Here is a 17619-nt window from a genome sequence, read left to right on the forward strand (position 1 = left end):
GCTTATATCTCCTTTTTAAGTTCTGTAAAATTTAAAAGCTTTTCACGGTAGTATTCATACTGCTTGTGCCTTAGCTCTATCTCTCGTGGCAAACCCTCAGTTATAGAATTTACAAGCGTATCAAATTTATCCAATATCTCAACAACCTTTTGCTGTGTTTGAGGTGATGGGATAGGAAATTTTACTTTTTTAAGTTTAGCCATATCAACTGATGGAAAAGAACTAGAATTTGTATTTTGTTTGCACCATTCACAAATTTTAAAGAAATAATAAAAGACAAACTTGGTATCAAGTTTGTCTTTTAGCAATTCACGTATTGTAAAAGACGTGAATTGCTGATTCATTAAAAATGAATCAGCGATTGCGAGCGCGTGCTCGCCAATAGTCGCGGTAGTCGCGACAATAATTGAATTTTTAGGGATTAATTTACCTCCCTTAACAGCTTGAGGTGTTATTTTTTGTATAGACTCAGATAAAATTCTACCATTTTCACGTATATCCTCCATTCTATACCAAGATATAGTTCCATTTTCCCAAAAATCTTTATTTGCTTTTGAAGGTGTATAGCCATTTTTCATAATAAAAATATTGTCTATAATGTCCCATTCAATTTCACTTTGATCTTCGTTAAAATTTAAAAGAAAGTCGCGGTAAAATTCATACTGCTTTTTTCTAGCTGTAAGCTCTGCTGCAAGCTCTGCTGCAAGCTCTGCTGCAAGAAGCGTGAAAGAGTCCAAGATACGGACTATTTCACGCTGCACTTCCATCGGAGGCACAGGAATTTTAAATTTAGAATATTTACTAATCCAATGTCGTTCATGATTTATTGGCTCAAATTTTATACACTTCATAGCATAATAAACAAATTTAAAATTCGTTTCATCATCATTTTTATTATTTAAAATTTTTATTGCCGACGATTTAACTTTAAAATCAAAATCTACCCATCGAAATGCTGTTGTAAAATCATCAAAAATAATAGCTGCCGTCTTAGATGCTTCATAAATTCCAAAAGCTTCGTTTGTATAGCCAAGTATAAAACTTTGACCAGCCGTCAAAACTGGGGTATCAAATTTATCATCATAATTTGTATTAACAACTATAAAATCTGTAGGCTGAGTGTAATCCACGACATCTCCAAGCTCTCTAAATTCAACCCCATTCGGACAAAGCTCATTTATCAGATCAAAAATTTTACTCATCTCTCGCCGCCCAGCTCTATCTGCGCGATGATATCGTCTATCTGCGAGCGTAAATTTGATATCTTAGCCACGGTCTCTTTTATCTGTAAATTTAGCTCATTTATATCTATCTTTTCGCGTGTATCTTTTGGCTCGACGTAGGAGCTAACTGCTAGGTTGTAGTCATTTTGGGCGATAGTGTCATTATCCACCGATGTAGCCACGTGAGCGATCTCTTCTTTGCTAGCAAAAATTTCTACTATCTTTTTAATGTGCTCATTTGTTAAAACGTTATTGTTCGTTCTTTTCTCAAAAAACTCACTAGCGTCTATAAACTGCGTTTTGTTTTCACTTTTGTGTTTTGAGAGCACAAGGATATTTACAGCGATCGATGTGCCATAGAAGAGATTTGGTGCTAGGGCAATGATGGTTTCGACGAAATTTTCTTTTACTAGATACTCACGTATCTTCTTTTCTGCGCCGCCTCTATAAAAAATGCCAGGAAAGCTAACGATAGCGGCTCGCCCCTTGGCTGAAAGATAGCTAAGGGCATGCATGATAAAGGCAAAGTCTGCCTTGCTTTTAGGTGCTAGCACACCAGCTGGGGCAAATCTAGCATCATTTATAAGTGTGGGATCATCGCTGCCGATCCAGTTTATAGAGTAAGGAGGGTTTGAGACGATGGCGTCAAATGGCTTATCATCCTGAAGCTTTGGGTCTAAAAGCGTATCGCCAAGCTCTATGTGAAATTTAGAGTAGTTTATGTTGTGTAAAAACATATTCATGCGAGCAAGGTTAAATGTCGTGTGATTGATCTCTTGTCCAAAAAAGCCCTGCTCTACCTCATGCTTGTCAAATCTCTTTTTAGCTTGCAAAAGTAGCGAACCAGAACCACAAGCTGGATCGTAAATTTTATTTACACTTTCTTGTCCGTGCATGGCTAGCTCAGAGATGAGCTTTGATACATTTTGCGGAGTGAAAAACTCACCACCTGACTTACCGGCATTTGCGGCGTAGTTTGAGATGAGAAACTCATAAGCATCGCCGAAAAGATCAATGTGGTTATCTTTAAAGTCACCAAAGTCAAGCCCAGCAACTCCGTTTAAAACAGCAGCAAGCCTTCTATTTTTATCTGCGACGCTATTGCCAAGCCTGTTGCTTGTCGTATCAAAGTCAGCAAAAAGACCTTTGATATCCTGCTCTGACTCAAAACCAGCGGCTGAGCCTTCGATACTTTTAAAAATTTGATCTAGATCGGTATTTAAATTTTCATTATTTGAGGCATTTTTTACGACATTTTTAAAAAGCTGGCTAGGATATATAAAGTAGCCCTTTTCTTCTATAATGACCCTTTTTTGCTCGTCATCTATCTCATCGTCGCCCATGCTAGCGTAGTCGATGCTCTCGTCTCCAGCCTCTATGTAGTCAGTAAAATTTTCGCTGATAAATCTATAAAACAAAGTTCCGAGGACATACTGCTTAAAGTCCCATCCATCAACAGCACCCCTTACTTCATTTGCGATGCTCCAAATTTGATTTTGTAAGGCTCTGCGTTGTGCCTCTTCGCTCATTTTATCTCCTTTAAATTTCCTTATAACCGACTATATTTAGCCCAAAACCAGCTAAGCTTACAAATTCTTTATTTTTATTTGAGCTTAGAAGCTCGATATCCTTTACGCCAAAGTGATTTAAAATTTGCGCTCCGATGCCGTAGTCTTTGCTCGAATTTTGGTTGTCACTATCTAAAAAGATCAAAATTCCACCATTTTGGTTTAAAAATTTGATAGTTTTTAAAAGCTCGTCATATTTTGGACTGCTCAAAAGCTCGTGATCGGCGAGGATCTTTTGAAATTTGACATTTGCCTTGCTCTTTGGCTCACCAAAAATATAAGCTGAGTGGATTTTACCTTTGTGATCGGTGATATCGTATCTTACTGCGGCACAGTTTGCGATCATCACGTCACTTTTTTCGCCAACTTTTATGAGGCTTTCATGGCTTAGCCTATACTCAACCAAGTCAGAAACACTGATCATATTTAGCCCAAATTTCTTACAAAACTCCTCTAAATAATCGCGTCTTGCCATAGTGCCATCTTCTTTTACGATCTCGCATATCGATGCCATAGGAGCAACACCTGCAAGCTTGCAAAGATCGACCGAGCCCTCGGTGTGGCCTGTACGAACGAGCACGCCGCCATTTTTAGCGATTAGCGGGAAAATGTGTCCTGGACGCACGAAGTCTTCAGGCTTTGAGCTAGCCTCAGCCGCAAGTCTGATCGTCATATCGCGCTCGTATGCGCTCACACCCGTTGTTGCATCCTTTGCGTCGATCGTAACCGTAAAAGCTGTCTCATGGCTCGATGTATTTTTGGCTACCATTAGCGGCAGATCAAGCCTTTTAGCGTTTGCCTCATCCATCGCAAGACAGAGCACGCCCTTTGCGTGAGTGATAGCAAAATTTACCTTTTGCATGTCGCTACTAGCTGCCGAAAAGACTAGATCGCCCTCGTTTTCGCGGTCCTCATCATCGACCATGACGACCATTTTTCCATTTTTTATATCTTCAATCGCTCTTAATACATTTTCAAGTGCCATAATTATCCTTTTATAAATTTTTACGATTATATTGATATTTTGATAATCAAAAGATAAAAACCATATTTTTTCTTTGCCGGTAATCACTTTTGAGAAAAAAAAAGAATTTACACCAAAATTTAAGCTTTTGAGGTTGATATTAGCCATTTGGCAGAATAAATTCATCTCATATAGGCATAAAATTTAAATGTATGTTTGTGCGATAAAAACAAATTTTTGAATTAGAATTACTAAAATATGCCTTAAACGTTAGGCAACAATAAATTGTTATTTTAGCTTATTGATAGCACTATAAAGATAATTGAGAATTTCTATATTAAATTCAAAAATAAGTAATTTTTAAATTTAAATATTGATTAATTTAAAAATCGAGTGAAATTTTATGCTGTCATCGTTGCCTTAACTATAAAAAGCTAAAAATTTTAATAGAAAAATATATTTTAAATTTTTCTAAAGACAATATTTTATGTATTATTTTACATATTATTTAACAGAATATTTTATAAAATTGCATTAAATTTAAAAATAAAGACAAAAATAAAAATATGAAAAAATTTAAAAAGTAGATGGCGCAGCGGACGGGGCTCGAACCCGCGACCTCCGCCGTGACAGGGCGGCATTCTAACCAACTGAACTACCGCTGCACCTAAAAGTAATGGTGGTCGCTATAAGACTCGAACTTATGACATCCACCTTGTAAGGGTGGCGCTCTACCAACTGAGCTAAGCGACCTAAAAATTTAAAATATCTGGCGACCCTTAGAGGATTTGAACCTCTGTTCCTACACAGAGAAAGTAGAGTCCTGAGCCACTAGACGAAAGGGTCATAAACCCAAAAAAATGGTGTCCTGCGTTGGATTCGAACCAACGGCCCCCTCATTAAAAGTGAGATGCTCTACCGACTGAGCTAGCAAGACATGATTATTTAAAAAAGAATTGAGATTATACAAAAAACATTATTGTATGTCAAGAAAAAAAGAAATCCTCCTATACACGGTCGTCTTGAGATGTTAAGCAAAATTACTATACAATTACAACCAACTTAGTAGATAAAGGATGTTTTCTTTATGAAAAAATTTTTTATAAAATTTATACTTGGTATCATTGCATTATTTATCGTAATGCAAGTATTCTTTTTAAGGATATACTTTGTTCCCACAAGATCAATGGAACCAACATACAAGATTGATTCGGTTATAGTTGCAACTCTTTTTGACTACGGTATATTAAACCCATATAGTCCTTTCTCGCAAACGCCTCTTATCTCATCAAAAGCCGATAGTGGGCACATATTAGATTCTACTGCCCGTCCGGAGCGTGGAGATGTGATAGTTTTTAGAAATCCACTAAGTCCAAAAACTCACCTTATGAAACGCGTTTTTGCTATTGGTGGTGATGAGGTTCAATTCACTTGTGACGGTCTTTATTTAAAACGTCCGCAAGACAAAGAATTTATTTTTGATCCGTATAAAGAACAATTTGCAGGCATATACTATGATGAAGATAGTGCAACGATATTTAATGCCTTAGAACATGAGTATCAAAAAGAGTTAAAAGAAACTCTTAATGGCACGGATACTTCAGAAATAGCTTCATCTAAATCAAATTTAGATACTCCGGATTGTCAAAATGTTTTTATATGGAAGTTAGAAAAAGATACATTTTTCATGGTTGGCGATAACCGCAATCACTCTTTTGATAGTCGTTTTTTTGGGGCAGTTCCATATAAATTTTTAGTTGGCAAAGTTAGATGGCAGCTATTTTGACACAATTTAGAAAAACACCTTGGCTGAAGATGAAAATTAAGCAAATTATCGGATCAATAAAATTTGAAGAAAGTTGTAATATTTTTTGTCAATTATAATTAAAACAAAAAATATATGATTTTATAAAACCCGCTTGAAACCACAAGCGGGTTTTAAAATATTTTTATTTCTCTAGTTTTTCTTTAAGTTTTTCTTTTTTAGATTTAGCTTTTGAAGCGGCTTTTTCTTTCTTTTCTTTTATTTTATCAACAACCTTATCTTTTTCATCTTTTGCTTTTTCACTTATGCTAGTTTCATCTTCTTTGTTAGAAGTTAGCTCTTCTTTGGTTTTAGAAGCTTTCTTTTTAAATTTATCTTTTTTATCAGAGATTTTTTCTTTCATCTCATCTTTTGCCTCATATATTTTCTTCTTACTAGCTTTTGCTTTTTCGCTTACTTCGCTCTTGCCAGTAGTAGAAATTTCACCTTTTAGGTTATCAAAAGTTTTATCTCCGATGCCATTTACATTTTTGAGATCGTCGATTGAGTTAAATTTATTTGCTTTTCTATACTCGATGATCGCGTCTGCTTTTGCACTGCCAATGCCATCAAGACTCATAAGCTCCTCTTTAGTAGCTGTGTTTAGATTGATTGCTGCCATAGCCAAAGACGCAATAGCTGCAAGTGAAACCAATATTTTTTTCATTTTTATTCCTTAAAAGTAAATTTGAAGTAAAATTCTAGCAAAGAGTGATTAATGAAGTATAAATATTGAGTAATATAAAATGATTTTAAATATAGTTTATAGGAGAAAATCCCTGAAAATTTCAGGGAAAAAGTTTTATTTTCTAAGTTCGCGAATCTTAGCTGCTTTACCGCGTAGTTCGCGTAGATAGAATAGTTTAGCTCTTCTAACACGACCTTTTCTAAGAACCTTTATCTCTTCTATAGAGTCGCTAAATATTGGGAAAATTCTCTCAACACCCACACTATTAGCACCGATTTTTCTGATGATAAATGTTTCGCCAGTGCCGCTACCACGTCTAGCTATACAAATGCCTTCAAAATTTTGAATTCTTGTTTTGTCGCCCTCATGAATACGAGTAGCCACACGCAATGTATCACCTGCACGGAAGTCAGGGATATTCTTACCAGCAATTTGAGCATTTTCAAACGCTTCAATGTATTTATTTCTCATGTTTTTCCTTATTTATGTGGCTTTAGCTTTTGATATAAATCAGGGCGAAAGTACCTTGTTTTGCAGTGAGCCATCTTGTTTTTTAAGTTGTGGATTTTAGCATGATTACCCTTTAAAAACTCTGAAACCACAAAGATGGATTTAAAATTATCAGGTTTTGTAAAAGCTGGAGCTTCAAGCAGATTATCCTCAAAGCTCTCTACTTCAAGGCTCACGTCGTTTCCTAAAACACCAGGCACGTTTCTTGATATCGCGTCACTCATACAAAGTGCAGGCAGCTCTCCGCCAGTTAAAATAAAATCACCTATGCAAAAAACTTCGTCCGCCCAAAGCTCAACAACTCTCTCATCAAGCCCTTCGTATCTACTACAAACAAAACAAATATGATCTTTTTGAGAAAGCCTTTTTGCGTCATTTTGACAAAATTTTTTACCGGCTGGCGTCAAAAATATCACATGAGCATTTTTATCTTTTTGCTTTAGAAATTTGATAGATTCATCCAAAGGCCGTGGAAACATCAAAAGCCCTGCTCCGCCTCCGATCATATAATCATCAACTTTATTATGCTTATCATTGGTAAAATTTCTTGGATTTATAAAATCAATTTCAATAAATTTATTACTAATCGCACGTTTTAAAATAGAATCACAAAAGTAAGGTTTGACTAAATTTTCAAAAAGTGTAATAAATGTAAATTTCATGAATTTTCTAAGATGTCTCTAGCGCCTTTTACCAAAATCTCTCCACTATCCAAATTTACACTTATGATAAACTGCTCCAAGTATGGAATGTAGAAATTCTTTGGTTTGCCGGCTACGATAAGCTCTTCGTCTGTTTTTATGTATAAAAGTGAATTTGAAAAATTATCTTGGATATCTTCCACAATACCCAAAATTTCACTATTTTCTACTACTTTTAATCCAATAATGTCAAACTGAAAAAATTCATCTTTTTTTAACTTGCAGCTTTTTCTAGTGAGCTCTTTTGTAGTGTAGATGGTTCTATTTACAAGTGTTTTGGCAAGGTCTAAGTCATCAAAATTTTCAAACAAAACCAGCTCTTTTTGTCTATTATAGTCTTTTATGATGAGCTGATCATTGTTTTTATCAAAAAAGGTTGCGCCTTTTTTAAATTGTTCTGGGAAGTCGCTCTTGTTGTGAAGCTTTAAATAGCCCTTTAAACCAACACATCTCCCGATGGTAGCGACTTCAACAATATCACTATTCAATAGCTTTTACCGTTACTCTATAACTTGTATTGTCTTTGGCTTTACAGCCAATAATAACGGTCTTTATAGCATTTATCATTTTGCCGTCTTTGCCGATAAGTTTTCCAGTATCAACCTTATCGGCACTTATAATAATCTCGACAAAATTTTCACCAAGCTCTTGACGCTCGATAGTTACCTTTTCAGGAAAATCAGCTATCAGCTTGGCGTATTCGTATAAAAAATTTTCAACCATTATTTTGTAATTTGCGCAACTCTGTCGCTAAGTTTAGCACCGACGCTTTTCCAGTAATCCAATCTCTCTTTGTTGAAATTTATAACATTTGGCTCAACCATAGGGTTGTAATAACCAATGCTCTCTATCCAACCGCTATCACGTCTTTTTCTGCTATCTGTAACAACTATACGATAAAAAGGTCTTTTTTTACGTCCCATTCTTGTTAGTCTTACTACTGTTGCCATATTATATTCTCCTCTTGTTTTAAATAAAGCTTAAATTTAGATAACAAATATCCAAATTTAAACCCTTTTTTCAAACAGGTCTTTTTAAATTTGCTTGTGAAAGCATATTTGCAAGTCCTTTTGCTCCGCCTTTTCCTGAAAATTTCTTAGCAAGCTTTGAAGCGTTTTCAAACTGCTTCAAAAAGCGATTTACCTCCACTTGAGATAGTCCAGAGCCAGCTGCCAAACGCCTTTTTCTGCTATTGTTTAAAAGATCTGGATTTTCACGCTCTTTTTGCGTCATAGAGTTTATCATAGCCTTAATATGCAAAATTTCTTTTGAATTATCAAGGTCTATATCTTTTATCTGATTTGCAAGACCTGAAAGTCCAGGTATCATCCCCATCAAAGACTTCATGCTACCAAGCTTTTTAACGCTTTCCATTTGATCTAAAAAGTCATTAAAATTAAACTGACCTTTCTTTATCTTTTGATTTAGGCGTTTTGCCTCTTTTTCATCTATAATAATCGATGTTTTCTCGACCAAAGTAGCTAAGTCACCCTCGCCCATTATACGGCTTACGATACGATCTGGTATAAAGCTCTCGATATCAGCTACTTTCTCGCCAGTACCGACAAATCTAAGTGGAATATTTAGCTGTTTTGCGATACTAATAGCTACGCCACCCTTTGAGTCAGAGTCGAATTTAGAAAGGATAACTCCAGAAATTCCCAAAACTTCATTAAAACTTGTAGCTGTTTTTACAGCGTCTTGTCCGCTCATAGCGTCAGCTACGTAGAAAATTTCATGTGGATTTATCGCATTTTTTACATCTTTTATCTCTTGCATCAACTTTTCATCGATCGCAAGACGACCAGCAGTATCCACCAAAAGTACGTCATAAAGGCCGCTTTTTGCTTTTTCTAGTGCTTCTTTTGCTACTTTTATTGGGTTGTTTTCATTTTCTATATAGAAAAGATCGATCTCGTTTGCAACGCAGAGCTGTCTTAGCTGCTCAACGGCCGCTAATCTTTGCAAATCACAAGCTGCAACTAAAACTTTTTTCTTTCTTAATTTTAGATAGTTTGCAAGCTTGATAGTTGTCGTAGTTTTACCGCTACCTTGCAAACCAGCCATCAAAACGATAGTCGGTGCAACTGGCGCATAGACAAAGCCTTGATTACCAGGAGCTGTTAAGATAGTCGTTAAATTTGACTTGATTGCATCTAAGAAATTCTTTTGACCAACTCCAGTTTGCTTTAGTTCGCTTTCGATAGATGCGAGTAGATCTTTAGTGACTTTATGGTGAACATCAGCTTTTAAAAGAGCTTTTTTAAGCACGTCAAGTGCGTTTTTTAGAGCTTTTTCGTCATCTACAAAACGTATCTTGCTAACGGCTAATCTAAAAGACTCGCTAATTTGTTCGAACACTAATCACCTTTCTAAGTTGTTATTAAAGGGCGTATATTACTAAATAATTTCTTTATTGCTCTTTAAATTTCAAATTTATTAGATAGCTCAAATCCAAGAGAATTAAATTCTCTTGGGATCGGCGCCTTAAATTTATAGTCTAAAAGAGCGATAGAATAAGCATGCAAAAACATTCTATTTGCCCTATTTTTGCCGTATTTCTCATCGCCAACGATAGGTAAATTTAAACTAGCCAAATGCACTCTTATCTGGTGCGTTCTGCCTGTTTTTATGGCAACTTTTACAAGCGTTTTTTTACCCGCAACCATGAGCGGTGAAATTTCACTGATCGCCTCTTTGCCATCTTTTGATATCTTAGAAAAGGCGCCATTTTTATTTTTTATCGTTAAGATCGGCTCATTTACGACCACCTCCTCGCTCATGATGCCCCTAACTGCGGCCACGTAAATTTTCTCAACCTTCATCTTTTTAAACTCATTTATGGCAAGGCTCGCAAATTCGTCATTTTTTACAAGAAGCAGCACGCCGCTTGTATCTTTATCGAGCCTGTGAAGGAGTGGAAATTTATAAATTTGACTGATTTTTTCGCTAGTTATGGCAGCAGGCTTATTAATGGCTATTAAATTTTCATCTTCAAAGATAACACTTGGCTTTGGCATCTCTTCAACGCTAAATTTAGTATTTTCGCTCATCAGTGCACGAGCAATCATCACCTTTTGCCCCTTAGCATAGACTAGTCCGCTGTCGATTAGCTCCTTTGCCTCGTTGTTTGAGATATTTTTTTGTTTGGCTAAAATTTTATACGCTTTTTCTTCACTCATAAAGTGCTCCTTATATCTTCTATGATCGCATCAGCGCTTGCTTGCACGGCGATCTTGCTCTTTTTGGCGTCACTACCCATTATGCCGCCGATCTCGCTAGCCTTTGCGATGTAGATGTTTTCAACTAGGCCAAATAGCGCCTTTTGATTAAATATAAACTCACCGCTAATTATCACTGGGTTAAATTGCGCGCACTCGATTGGATTATGCCCGCCGATATTTGGCACAAAACTGCCACCAAGCACGACTATATCGCTAATAGCATAGACATTTACAAGCTCGCCTAAAGTATCAAGCAAATTTACTTTAGCGTCAAATTTATGCCTTTGGCTAAATTTAGCAAAGCTAAAGTCATACTTTTTAGCATACTCGCTCGATAGCTTTTCAACCTCTGCAAATCTCTCAGGATGGCGTGGTGCGATGATTAAAAGATCGTTTTCATTTAAATTTAAATTATCTAAAATCATCTCTTCTTCGCCAGTATGCGTACTTGCTAGCACGATCACTCTAGCTTTTGGCTTTTCATAAAATTTATTCACACTTGGTAAAAACGCAGCTTTTATGTTGCCAACAACCTCTATTTCACCTGCTCCTAGCGTTTTTAGCCGCTCTTTATCAAGCTCGCTTTGGGCGTAAATTTTATCTATAAATTTAAAAAGATATCTGTAAAAAAAACCAAATTTCAAGTAGCTTTTGTAGCTTCTATCTGAAATTCTAGCGTTTATCAGTATCACGCGACTGCCTTTTAGCTTTGCCATGAAAACTAGCATAAGCCAAAGCTCAGCCTCAAAAATGACTAAAATTTTGCTCTTTTTTAGCCAAAATGGCAAGAAAATTTCAAATGGCAAAAATCTTGTGTTAGCACAAATTTTACTTGCCGCTTCAAAGCCCGTATTTGTCACAATGCTTATGGCTTTGCTGTCAAATTTTTTCATTAAAGGCTTAAGCGCTTGCACCTCGCCAAATGAGCAAGCGTGAAAATGCACATCTGCATCTTGAAATTTTGGATTATTAAAGAGAAAAAAACGTGCTGGGATCGATCTATGGTATTTTTTTTTGAAACTTAATAAAACTAGAAAAATAGCCCCAAAAAAATAGAGTATTGAGGCTAAAAAATAATATATTATTATCACGAAAGTGTGTTATTGCTCTTGTTTATATAAAATTCTGCCACAATGCGGGCAAGTAACGATATCTTCGCCTTTTACAACCGCAGAGAAAGTTTTATCATTTATCTGCATAAAGCAGCCATAACAAGCTTGTTTTTTAACTGGCACAACGGCTGTGTTGTGTGCCCATTTTCTGATTTTTTCATAAAATGCTAGGATTTTTTGGTTCATCGCAGCGACAAGTTTATCTTTTTTAGCATAAACCTCTTTGCGCTCTTTTTCGATCTTTTCAAGCTCAGATGAAACCTCGCTTTTTATCTTTTCTAAATTTCCTTCAAGCTCTGTTTTTTTAGCGTTTAGCTCATCTTTTTGAGCATTTTTATTGTCTATTATTTTTTCAAGTCTAGCGATCTCTTCGTTTGCTGCTTCAAGTTGCTCTTTTGCGATATCTTCTTCAAGACCTAGCGCTTTTATCTCTTTTTCGCTTTTTGCGCTTGAGCTTTTTTTAGCTACATCTTTGATCTTTGCGCTAAATTCTGCGATGTGAGCGTTTGTGCCTGATTTTTGTGATTTTAGATCATTTACCTCTTCGTCAAGTCTTTCTACATTAACCGCTATAGTTTCACACTCTTCTTCTATGCTTTTATAGGCTTTTTCTACTTCTTGTATGCGCGGTGTGAAACCGTCTATTTGTTTGTCAAGATCAGATAATTCAACTAATTGTTGCAAATATTTATTCATAATGTTTCCTTTTTTGTTAGCAATATGTAAATGGGTTTTTAGAATTGCTTATTATAACTTCAATTTTTAGATTTTGCAAATATTTTGCTAAAAAATCACTAAAATAACGCTCACTTTCATAGTGGTTTATGTCAATCAAATTTAGTCCATTTTCCTTTGCATAAAGGGCTTGGTGATACTTTAGATCGCCCGTTAAAAAGGCGTCTGCTTTGACCTCTTGGATGATATCTGCGCCGCTTCCAGTGCAGATGCAAATTTTAGAAATTTCATCTTTTGCATGAACGGCTCTTAAATTTTCTAACCCAAGTTTTTCTTTTACAAATTTACAAAGCTCGCTAAATTTCATATTCACATCAGCGTAGATCAAAAAGCCCTCTTTGCTTGAAATTTCAAGCCCCAAAACCTGCGTCACAAATTTTTCATTTAAAAATGCAAGGTCAGCGTTTGTGTGAAGCGAGATGAGCGAGATATTTTTTATCATCATCTCTCTTATGAGCGAGCTTGGATAAAAGCTGTAGTCTAGGCGCTTTAACCCCTTAAAAATGAGCGGATGATGGGTGATGATGAGCGAGTTTGGCAAGACATTTTGCAAAAGCTCGCTATCAAGATCAAGGCTTAGATAAATTCGCTCAAATTTGCTGTCAAATGAGCCAACCTGCAGGCCGCTATTATCCCAGCCCTCTTGGCTCGCAAATGGGCAAATTTCATCTAAGTTTTTATAAATTTCAGCTATTTTCATCAAATTTTACTTTTGCTCTAAGCTCTCTTTATATGTTAGCGCGCACTCTTTGGCTAGCTCGCGAATTTTTAAGATGTAGTCTTGTCTTTGCGTCACGCTGATCGCTCCGCGCGCGTCAAGGACGTTAAATGTATGAGCTGCAAGCATGCAGTAGTCGTAGGCTGGCAGTGAAATTTTAGCCTCCAAGCAGCGTTTGCACTCGTTAAATGCGTTTTCAAACTGGTTAAAAAGCATATCAACGTTTGCCACTTCAAAGTTATATTTACTCCACTCATATTCGCCTTGTTTATGCACATCAGCGTAGGTTACGATGTTGCCATTAGAGTCGTCCCAAACGATGTCATAGACGCTATTTACGTCTTGTAGATACATAGCTAAGCGCTCAAGGCCGTATGTTATCTCGCCAGATATGAGCTCGCAGGCGATGCCGCCAACTTGTTGAAAATAGGTAAATTGCGTGACCTCCATACCATCTAGCCAGACCTCCCAGCCAAGCCCCCAAGCGCCAAGTGTAGGGCTCTCCCAGTTGTCTTCGACAAAGCGGATGTCGTGATTTTTCAAATTTAAACCAAGTCTTTCAAGGCTTTTTAGATAAAGCTCTTGGATGTTCTCTGGGCTTGGTTTTATAAGCACTTGAAACTGATAGTAAGCGCCAAGGCGGTTTGGGTTTTCGCCGTATCTGCCATCAGTCGGACGGCGGCTTGGAGCTACGTATGCAGTCGCCCAGGGCTTTGGTCCAAGGCTTCTTAAAAATGTCGCTTGGTGATATGTGCCAGCACCTGCTGGCATGTCGTATGGCTGAAGTATGACGCAGCCTTGCTCTTGCCAATAGTTTTGAAGCGTTAGTATTATTTGTGAAAATGTCATTTTTTGCCTTTTATTTTATTGATATATAAATTTCTATTTTATTTTTTAGGTATTTTTCAAAGTCTGTTTTATAGGCTCTTTCTAGCTCACTACTTTCAAAATATCTCCAAATTTCACCCCAAAATTGTGCAACATTTTGTGGCTCATTTGCAAAACTAAAAAGAGCATATTTTCCACTTTGTATCTTTAAATTTTCATCACCTTTTTGGTGCGATCTTATGCCGATGAAGTTATCATAATGTCCATTAAGATCACTTTCGTAGTTGCAGTAAACGCTATAAATTTCACTCTTGCCATCATAGTATTCACTCATAAATTTAGACCATAAAGCTGGGATTTTACCCTCATCGCCTATCTCGTCTTCATTTTTAGTGCGAGTTTTTACTCCGTAAATTTCAAAACCATCATCTAAATTTATAATCTTCATAAACTACTTTTGTCCGTTAAAATTTTCAACCGCTTGGTTCCACATGAGCTTGTATTTTCGTTTTAAAAACTCAACTTCATCTTGTGAAATTTTAAGCTGTTTTGTAAGTGTTTCGACCGTTTTTCTATCCTCGTCATAGAGCTCTTGCATCGAAATGAGTGCCTCTTTTAAAAATTTATTCTCATTTCTTAAGGTCTCAAGCGTCTCATCTTTTGCGTCAAGCACCTTTTCGTGTAAATTTAGTATCGTGCCGATCGTCTTTTCGACAAAGGTAAAACCATCTTGGCTTTGCGGCTGCAAGGATAAATTTTGCGAAACACTAGGCACCACGCTCATCGTTCCCTCGCTCGCTTCTATCAAAATTTCTCCATTTTCCTCTTTGGTTTTCAAAACGCCACGATTTATCATATCCTCGATAACTTCGCGCTCCAAGTGCACAAGTTTGCAAAATTCATCAACTCCAAGATAGGTCTGCACCGCTTCTCCTTTTATAGTATCACTTCAACCTTTGAAGAGTCTTCCTCTAAAGCCTTTATCTTTGCCTCTCTGTCGGCCTTTAGCGCACTTGCTAGCCCCTCATCTTCAATGGCTAAAATTTGCACCGCAAGATAGGCTGCATTTATCGCACCAGCCTTGCCGATAGCCAATGTCGCCACTGGCATGCCACTTGGCATTTGCACGGTTGAGTAAAGTGCATCAACGCCGCTTAGAGCTGAGCCAGCCATTGGTATGCCGATCACTGGTTTTGTTGTATTTGCAGCGATCGCACCAGCTAGGTGAGCTGCCATGCCAGCAGCTGCGATGAATACTTTTGCACCCTTTTTCTCGGCATTTGCGACGTATTCGCTAGTTCTTTTTGGGCTTCTGTGGGCTGAGCTGATTATCAGCTCATATTTTACGCCAAATTTCTCCAGAGTCTTTGCCGCCTCGCTAACGATCTCATAGTCGCTTTTACTTCCCATTATAATAGAAACAAATTTCATATCTTCTCCCTTAAAAAACTAAATTTTGGCAGCTTAACGCTGAGATTTATCTCATTTTCATTGCCACTATGAATTTCACTCATGACCTTGCCTTTTTTGGTGATGAGCTGTTTAAATTTGATAAATTTCTTGCCATCTTGTGAATAGACCTTTGAAATTTCATTTTCACTATCATCTATGTGTGAGCCAGTTGGCGCCACGATCTCGTAGCTCTTATCTGGGAAAATTTTATACTTGCACTTAAAAAACTCACCGTCTTCACTTATAGCATTTACCTGATGAGTGCCCTCTTCTAGGCTGCTCGTGTGATTTTGCGTATCGGTTCGCTCATAAGGTCTATGCACCAAGTAGCCGTCCGTAAAACCGCGATTTTTCAGCGTATTTATCTCATTTTCATAAATTTGCGCGTCAAATTTATCATCCATGGCATCATCTATCGCCATTTTATAGGCTCTTGCCGTGCAGGCTGCGTAGTACTCGCTCTTTGTGCGGCCCTCTATCTTAAAGCTGTCAATGACACCGCTACCAACGATCTCTTTGATGTGTGAGATGAGGCAAAGATCTTTTGAGTTCATGATGTGAGTGCCGTTTTCGTCCTCTTCTAGGCGGAAAAGCACGCCGCTCTCTTCATTTTTGGCGTAGAGTTCATACTTAAATCTGCAGTCATTTGCGCAGCTGCCGCGGTTTGACATACGTCCGCTTTGCACTGAGCTTACTAGGCACCTGCCAGAGTAGGCAAAGCACATCGAGCCATGGACGAAAATTTCAATGTCAAGGGTTGGAATTTCCTCTTTTATCTTTATAACATCTTTTAAATTCATCTCGCGTGCCACGACGATGCGTTTTGCGCCCATGTCGTGATAAATTTTGGCGTCCAAAACGTTCATAACGTTTGCCTGAGTTGATAGGTGTATCTCGATATCTGGAGCGATCTCTTTTGCTAGGCTCATGACACCTGGAGTTGCGATGATAAAGGCGTCTGGCTTCATCGCCGAGATGGTTTGCAGGTGCCTTTTTAGCGGCTCTATCTGAGAGTTGAAAGGAAAGGCATTTATGGTCGCATAAAATTTCTTTCCCTTTTCGTGTGTGTAGTCTATCGCCTCTTTGAATGTTTCAAGGTTAAACTCCCTTGCCGATCTAGTCCTTAGCGAAAAGCTAGCCACCGAACCATAAACAGCGTCGGCTCCGTATTCAAGGGCGATTTTAAGTTTTGTTAAATTTCCAGCTGGAGATAAAAGCTCAGGCTTTTTTAGCACTATTTTTTACCTAGACTTTCTATCAAGGCTTCGATGTCATCGTTGCTGACAAGGTTTTCAGTCGTTGTATCACCAGCGATATGAACAGCAGATCCCACGCGCTTATCATCATCGATACGACCTTCAAACAATGTATTCATATATTTGCTAAGCGCCCTCATAACGTTGATAACACGCTCTATCTTTTGTCTGTGGATGTCTTGATACTGCATCATATCCATAGCCATCATGATCTCATCTTGTCCCATTTGTAAATTTGAGATGATATTATCTATCGTGCCAAGAAGCGAGTTATTTTTCTCTAAAGCTTCGCTAAATGCAGCGATATTTGGAAATTTCTCACTTAGTGTCGTAAATAGCTCAACGTTTGAGTTTATCGCGTCTTTTAGGCTATTTGAGTCGCTCTCAGCGTCCATAAAAAAGTTATTTATAGTCTCAAGCTTGTCAAACATCTGAGTAGCTTTCTCTTCGCTATCTCTTGTCACATCGTCAAGCTGATGTACCATTTTATGGTCTTCAGTCGGTGGTGGTGGTGGCCAAACGCCGTCCGCACTCACTCTGTAGTTTTCGCTCTGTTTTGAGCTACTCTCTGACTTTGCTTGTGGCTCATCTGCTTTAGCACTCATTGCCTCTGCAACTTCTGCTACCTCGTCTATATCCTCTTTGACGTCCGCGACCTCTTGGCTGGCATCTTTAGTATCACCTAAATCATCCTCTAATCCGCCCGCCATAAGCGCGTCAAGTTCCTCTTGGGTCATAAAAGCTCCTAATAAAATTTGCCTTGATTATATAGGATTTAAATAAAAAGAAAGTTTAAAAAGTATGCGTTTATCTTTAAATTTATCAAATTTTAGGTA

The 17619-nt window shown here is 37.4% G+C and carries 21 protein-coding genes and 4 tRNA genes; 1 reads left to right on the forward strand and 24 read right to left on the reverse strand.

The window, feature by feature from the left end; translation table 11 throughout:
• Positions 1-2: 2 nt before the first annotated feature.
• The 7 genes from CVT00_RS05650 to CVT00_RS05680 form a co-directional block, all read right to left on the reverse strand.
• On the reverse strand, positions 3-1202 hold the full coding sequence (locus CVT00_RS05650; protein WP_107915823.1) for a restriction endonuclease subunit S: 1200 nt from the start codon (positions 1200-1202) through the stop codon (positions 3-5).
• The gene (locus CVT00_RS05655; protein WP_103558202.1) at positions 1199-2752 is read right to left on the reverse strand and encodes a type I restriction-modification system subunit M; all 1554 of its coding nucleotides are present in this window, start codon (positions 2750-2752) and stop codon (positions 1199-1201) included. The genes CVT00_RS05650 and CVT00_RS05655 overlap by 4 nt, the downstream gene beginning before the upstream one ends.
• Before the next feature lie 10 nt (positions 2753-2762).
• Positions 2763-3776 carry a bifunctional 3,4-dihydroxy-2-butanone 4-phosphate synthase/GTP cyclohydrolase II gene (locus tag CVT00_RS05660; RefSeq protein WP_103558213.1) on the reverse strand — a complete coding sequence of 338 codons (1014 nt, stop codon included), beginning with the start codon at positions 3774-3776 and terminating at the stop codon, positions 2763-2765.
• A 567-nt stretch (positions 3777-4343) separates the two neighbouring features.
• Positions 4344-4420, reverse strand: a tRNA-Asp gene (locus tag CVT00_RS05665).
• A gap of 12 nt (positions 4421-4432) precedes the next feature.
• A tRNA-Val gene (locus CVT00_RS05670) sits at positions 4433-4508 on the reverse strand.
• A 17-nt stretch (positions 4509-4525) separates the two neighbouring features.
• Positions 4526-4601: transfer RNA gene (locus tag CVT00_RS05675), tRNA-Glu, on the reverse strand.
• Between the two features lie 15 nt (positions 4602-4616).
• Positions 4617-4692, reverse strand: a tRNA-Lys gene (locus CVT00_RS05680).
• A 150-nt stretch (positions 4693-4842) separates the two neighbouring features.
• On the opposite strand from CVT00_RS05680, the gene lepB reads away from it, so the two are divergent.
• Positions 4843-5541, forward strand: coding sequence for a signal peptidase I (gene lepB / locus CVT00_RS05685; RefSeq protein ID WP_103557703.1), 699 nt, complete (start codon positions 4843-4845; stop codon positions 5539-5541).
• Between the two features lie 163 nt (positions 5542-5704).
• Here the strand turns inward: lepB and CVT00_RS10485 are convergent, their stop codons facing one another.
• The 17 genes from CVT00_RS10485 to CVT00_RS05770 all read right to left on the reverse strand — a co-directional run bounded on the left by CVT00_RS10485 (position 5705) and on the right by CVT00_RS05770 (position 17520).
• Positions 5705-6226 carry a ComEA family DNA-binding protein gene (locus tag CVT00_RS10485; RefSeq protein ID WP_103557704.1) on the reverse strand — a complete coding sequence of 174 codons (522 nt, stop codon included), beginning with the start codon at positions 6224-6226 and terminating at the stop codon, positions 5705-5707.
• Between the two features lie 135 nt (positions 6227-6361).
• Positions 6362-6718, reverse strand: coding sequence for a 50S ribosomal protein L19 (gene rplS, locus CVT00_RS05695; protein ID WP_002941851.1), 357 nt, complete (start codon positions 6716-6718; stop codon positions 6362-6364).
• An 8-nt stretch (positions 6719-6726) separates the two neighbouring features.
• The gene (gene trmD / locus CVT00_RS05700; protein WP_103557705.1) at positions 6727-7419 is read right to left on the reverse strand and encodes a tRNA (guanosine(37)-N1)-methyltransferase TrmD; all 693 of its coding nucleotides are present in this window, start codon (positions 7417-7419) and stop codon (positions 6727-6729) included.
• A complete protein-coding gene (gene rimM / locus CVT00_RS05705) occupies positions 7416-7946 on the reverse strand; it encodes a ribosome maturation factor RimM (protein ID WP_103557706.1) in 531 nt (176 codons plus the stop codon). Before rimM ends, trmD begins: the two co-directional genes overlap by 4 nt.
• A complete protein-coding gene (locus CVT00_RS05710) occupies positions 7939-8181 on the reverse strand; it encodes a KH domain-containing protein (RefSeq protein ID WP_009293991.1) in 243 nt (80 codons plus the stop codon). The genes rimM and CVT00_RS05710 overlap by 8 nt, the downstream gene beginning before the upstream one ends.
• A complete protein-coding gene (gene rpsP, locus CVT00_RS05715) occupies positions 8181-8408 on the reverse strand; it encodes a 30S ribosomal protein S16 (protein WP_009293992.1) in 228 nt (75 codons plus the stop codon). Before rpsP ends, CVT00_RS05710 begins: the two co-directional genes overlap by 1 nt.
• 70 nt (positions 8409-8478) lie before the next feature.
• Entirely contained in the window at positions 8479-9819 is a 1341-nt protein-coding gene (ffh, locus tag CVT00_RS05720; protein WP_103557707.1) for a signal recognition particle protein, read from the reverse strand.
• A gap of 62 nt (positions 9820-9881) precedes the next feature.
• Complete coding sequence (locus CVT00_RS05725; protein WP_103557708.1) at positions 9882-10640, reverse strand: RluA family pseudouridine synthase; 759 nt, start codon at positions 10638-10640, stop codon at positions 9882-9884.
• A complete protein-coding gene (gene waaA / locus CVT00_RS05730; protein ID WP_107915605.1) occupies positions 10637-11773 on the reverse strand; it encodes a lipid IV(A) 3-deoxy-D-manno-octulosonic acid transferase in 1137 nt (378 codons plus the stop codon). Before waaA ends, CVT00_RS05725 begins: the two co-directional genes overlap by 4 nt.
• Positions 11774-11782: 9 nt before the next feature.
• A complete protein-coding gene (locus CVT00_RS05735) occupies positions 11783-12490 on the reverse strand; it encodes a zinc ribbon domain-containing protein (RefSeq protein WP_107915603.1) in 708 nt (235 codons plus the stop codon).
• A gap of 16 nt (positions 12491-12506) precedes the next feature.
• A complete protein-coding gene (locus tag CVT00_RS05740; RefSeq protein ID WP_107915601.1) occupies positions 12507-13229 on the reverse strand; it encodes a Nif3-like dinuclear metal center hexameric protein in 723 nt (240 codons plus the stop codon).
• Between the two features lie 6 nt (positions 13230-13235).
• Positions 13236-14096: a glycine--tRNA ligase subunit alpha gene (gene glyQ, locus CVT00_RS05745; RefSeq protein WP_021084368.1), complete on the reverse strand. Its 861-nt coding sequence runs from the start codon at positions 14094-14096 to the stop codon at positions 13236-13238.
• 10 nt (positions 14097-14106) lie between these two features.
• Complete coding sequence (locus CVT00_RS05750) at positions 14107-14523, reverse strand: GyrI-like domain-containing protein (protein ID WP_107915599.1); 417 nt, start codon at positions 14521-14523, stop codon at positions 14107-14109.
• A 3-nt stretch (positions 14524-14526) separates the two neighbouring features.
• The gene (locus CVT00_RS05755; protein WP_103567334.1) at positions 14527-15000 is read right to left on the reverse strand and encodes a DUF3972 domain-containing protein; all 474 of its coding nucleotides are present in this window, start codon (positions 14998-15000) and stop codon (positions 14527-14529) included.
• Between the two features lie 11 nt (positions 15001-15011).
• Positions 15012-15506 (reverse strand): 5-(carboxyamino)imidazole ribonucleotide mutase, encoded by a 495-nt coding sequence (gene purE, locus CVT00_RS05760; RefSeq protein ID WP_103645144.1) that lies wholly within the window; start codon positions 15504-15506, stop codon positions 15012-15014.
• Positions 15503-16762, reverse strand: a complete 1260-nt coding sequence (locus CVT00_RS05765) for a peptidase U32 family protein (RefSeq protein ID WP_107915597.1) — start codon at positions 16760-16762, stop codon at positions 15503-15505. Before CVT00_RS05765 ends, purE begins: the two co-directional genes overlap by 4 nt.
• Positions 16762-17520 carry a chemotaxis protein gene (locus CVT00_RS05770; RefSeq protein ID WP_107915595.1) on the reverse strand — a complete coding sequence of 253 codons (759 nt, stop codon included), beginning with the start codon at positions 17518-17520 and terminating at the stop codon, positions 16762-16764. Before CVT00_RS05770 ends, CVT00_RS05765 begins: the two co-directional genes overlap by 1 nt.
• Between the last annotated feature and the right edge of the window lie 99 nt (positions 17521-17619).

This window comes from Campylobacter concisus (assembly GCF_003048675.2).
Lineage (GTDB): Bacteria > Campylobacterota > Campylobacteria > Campylobacterales > Campylobacteraceae > Campylobacter_A > Campylobacter_A concisus_F.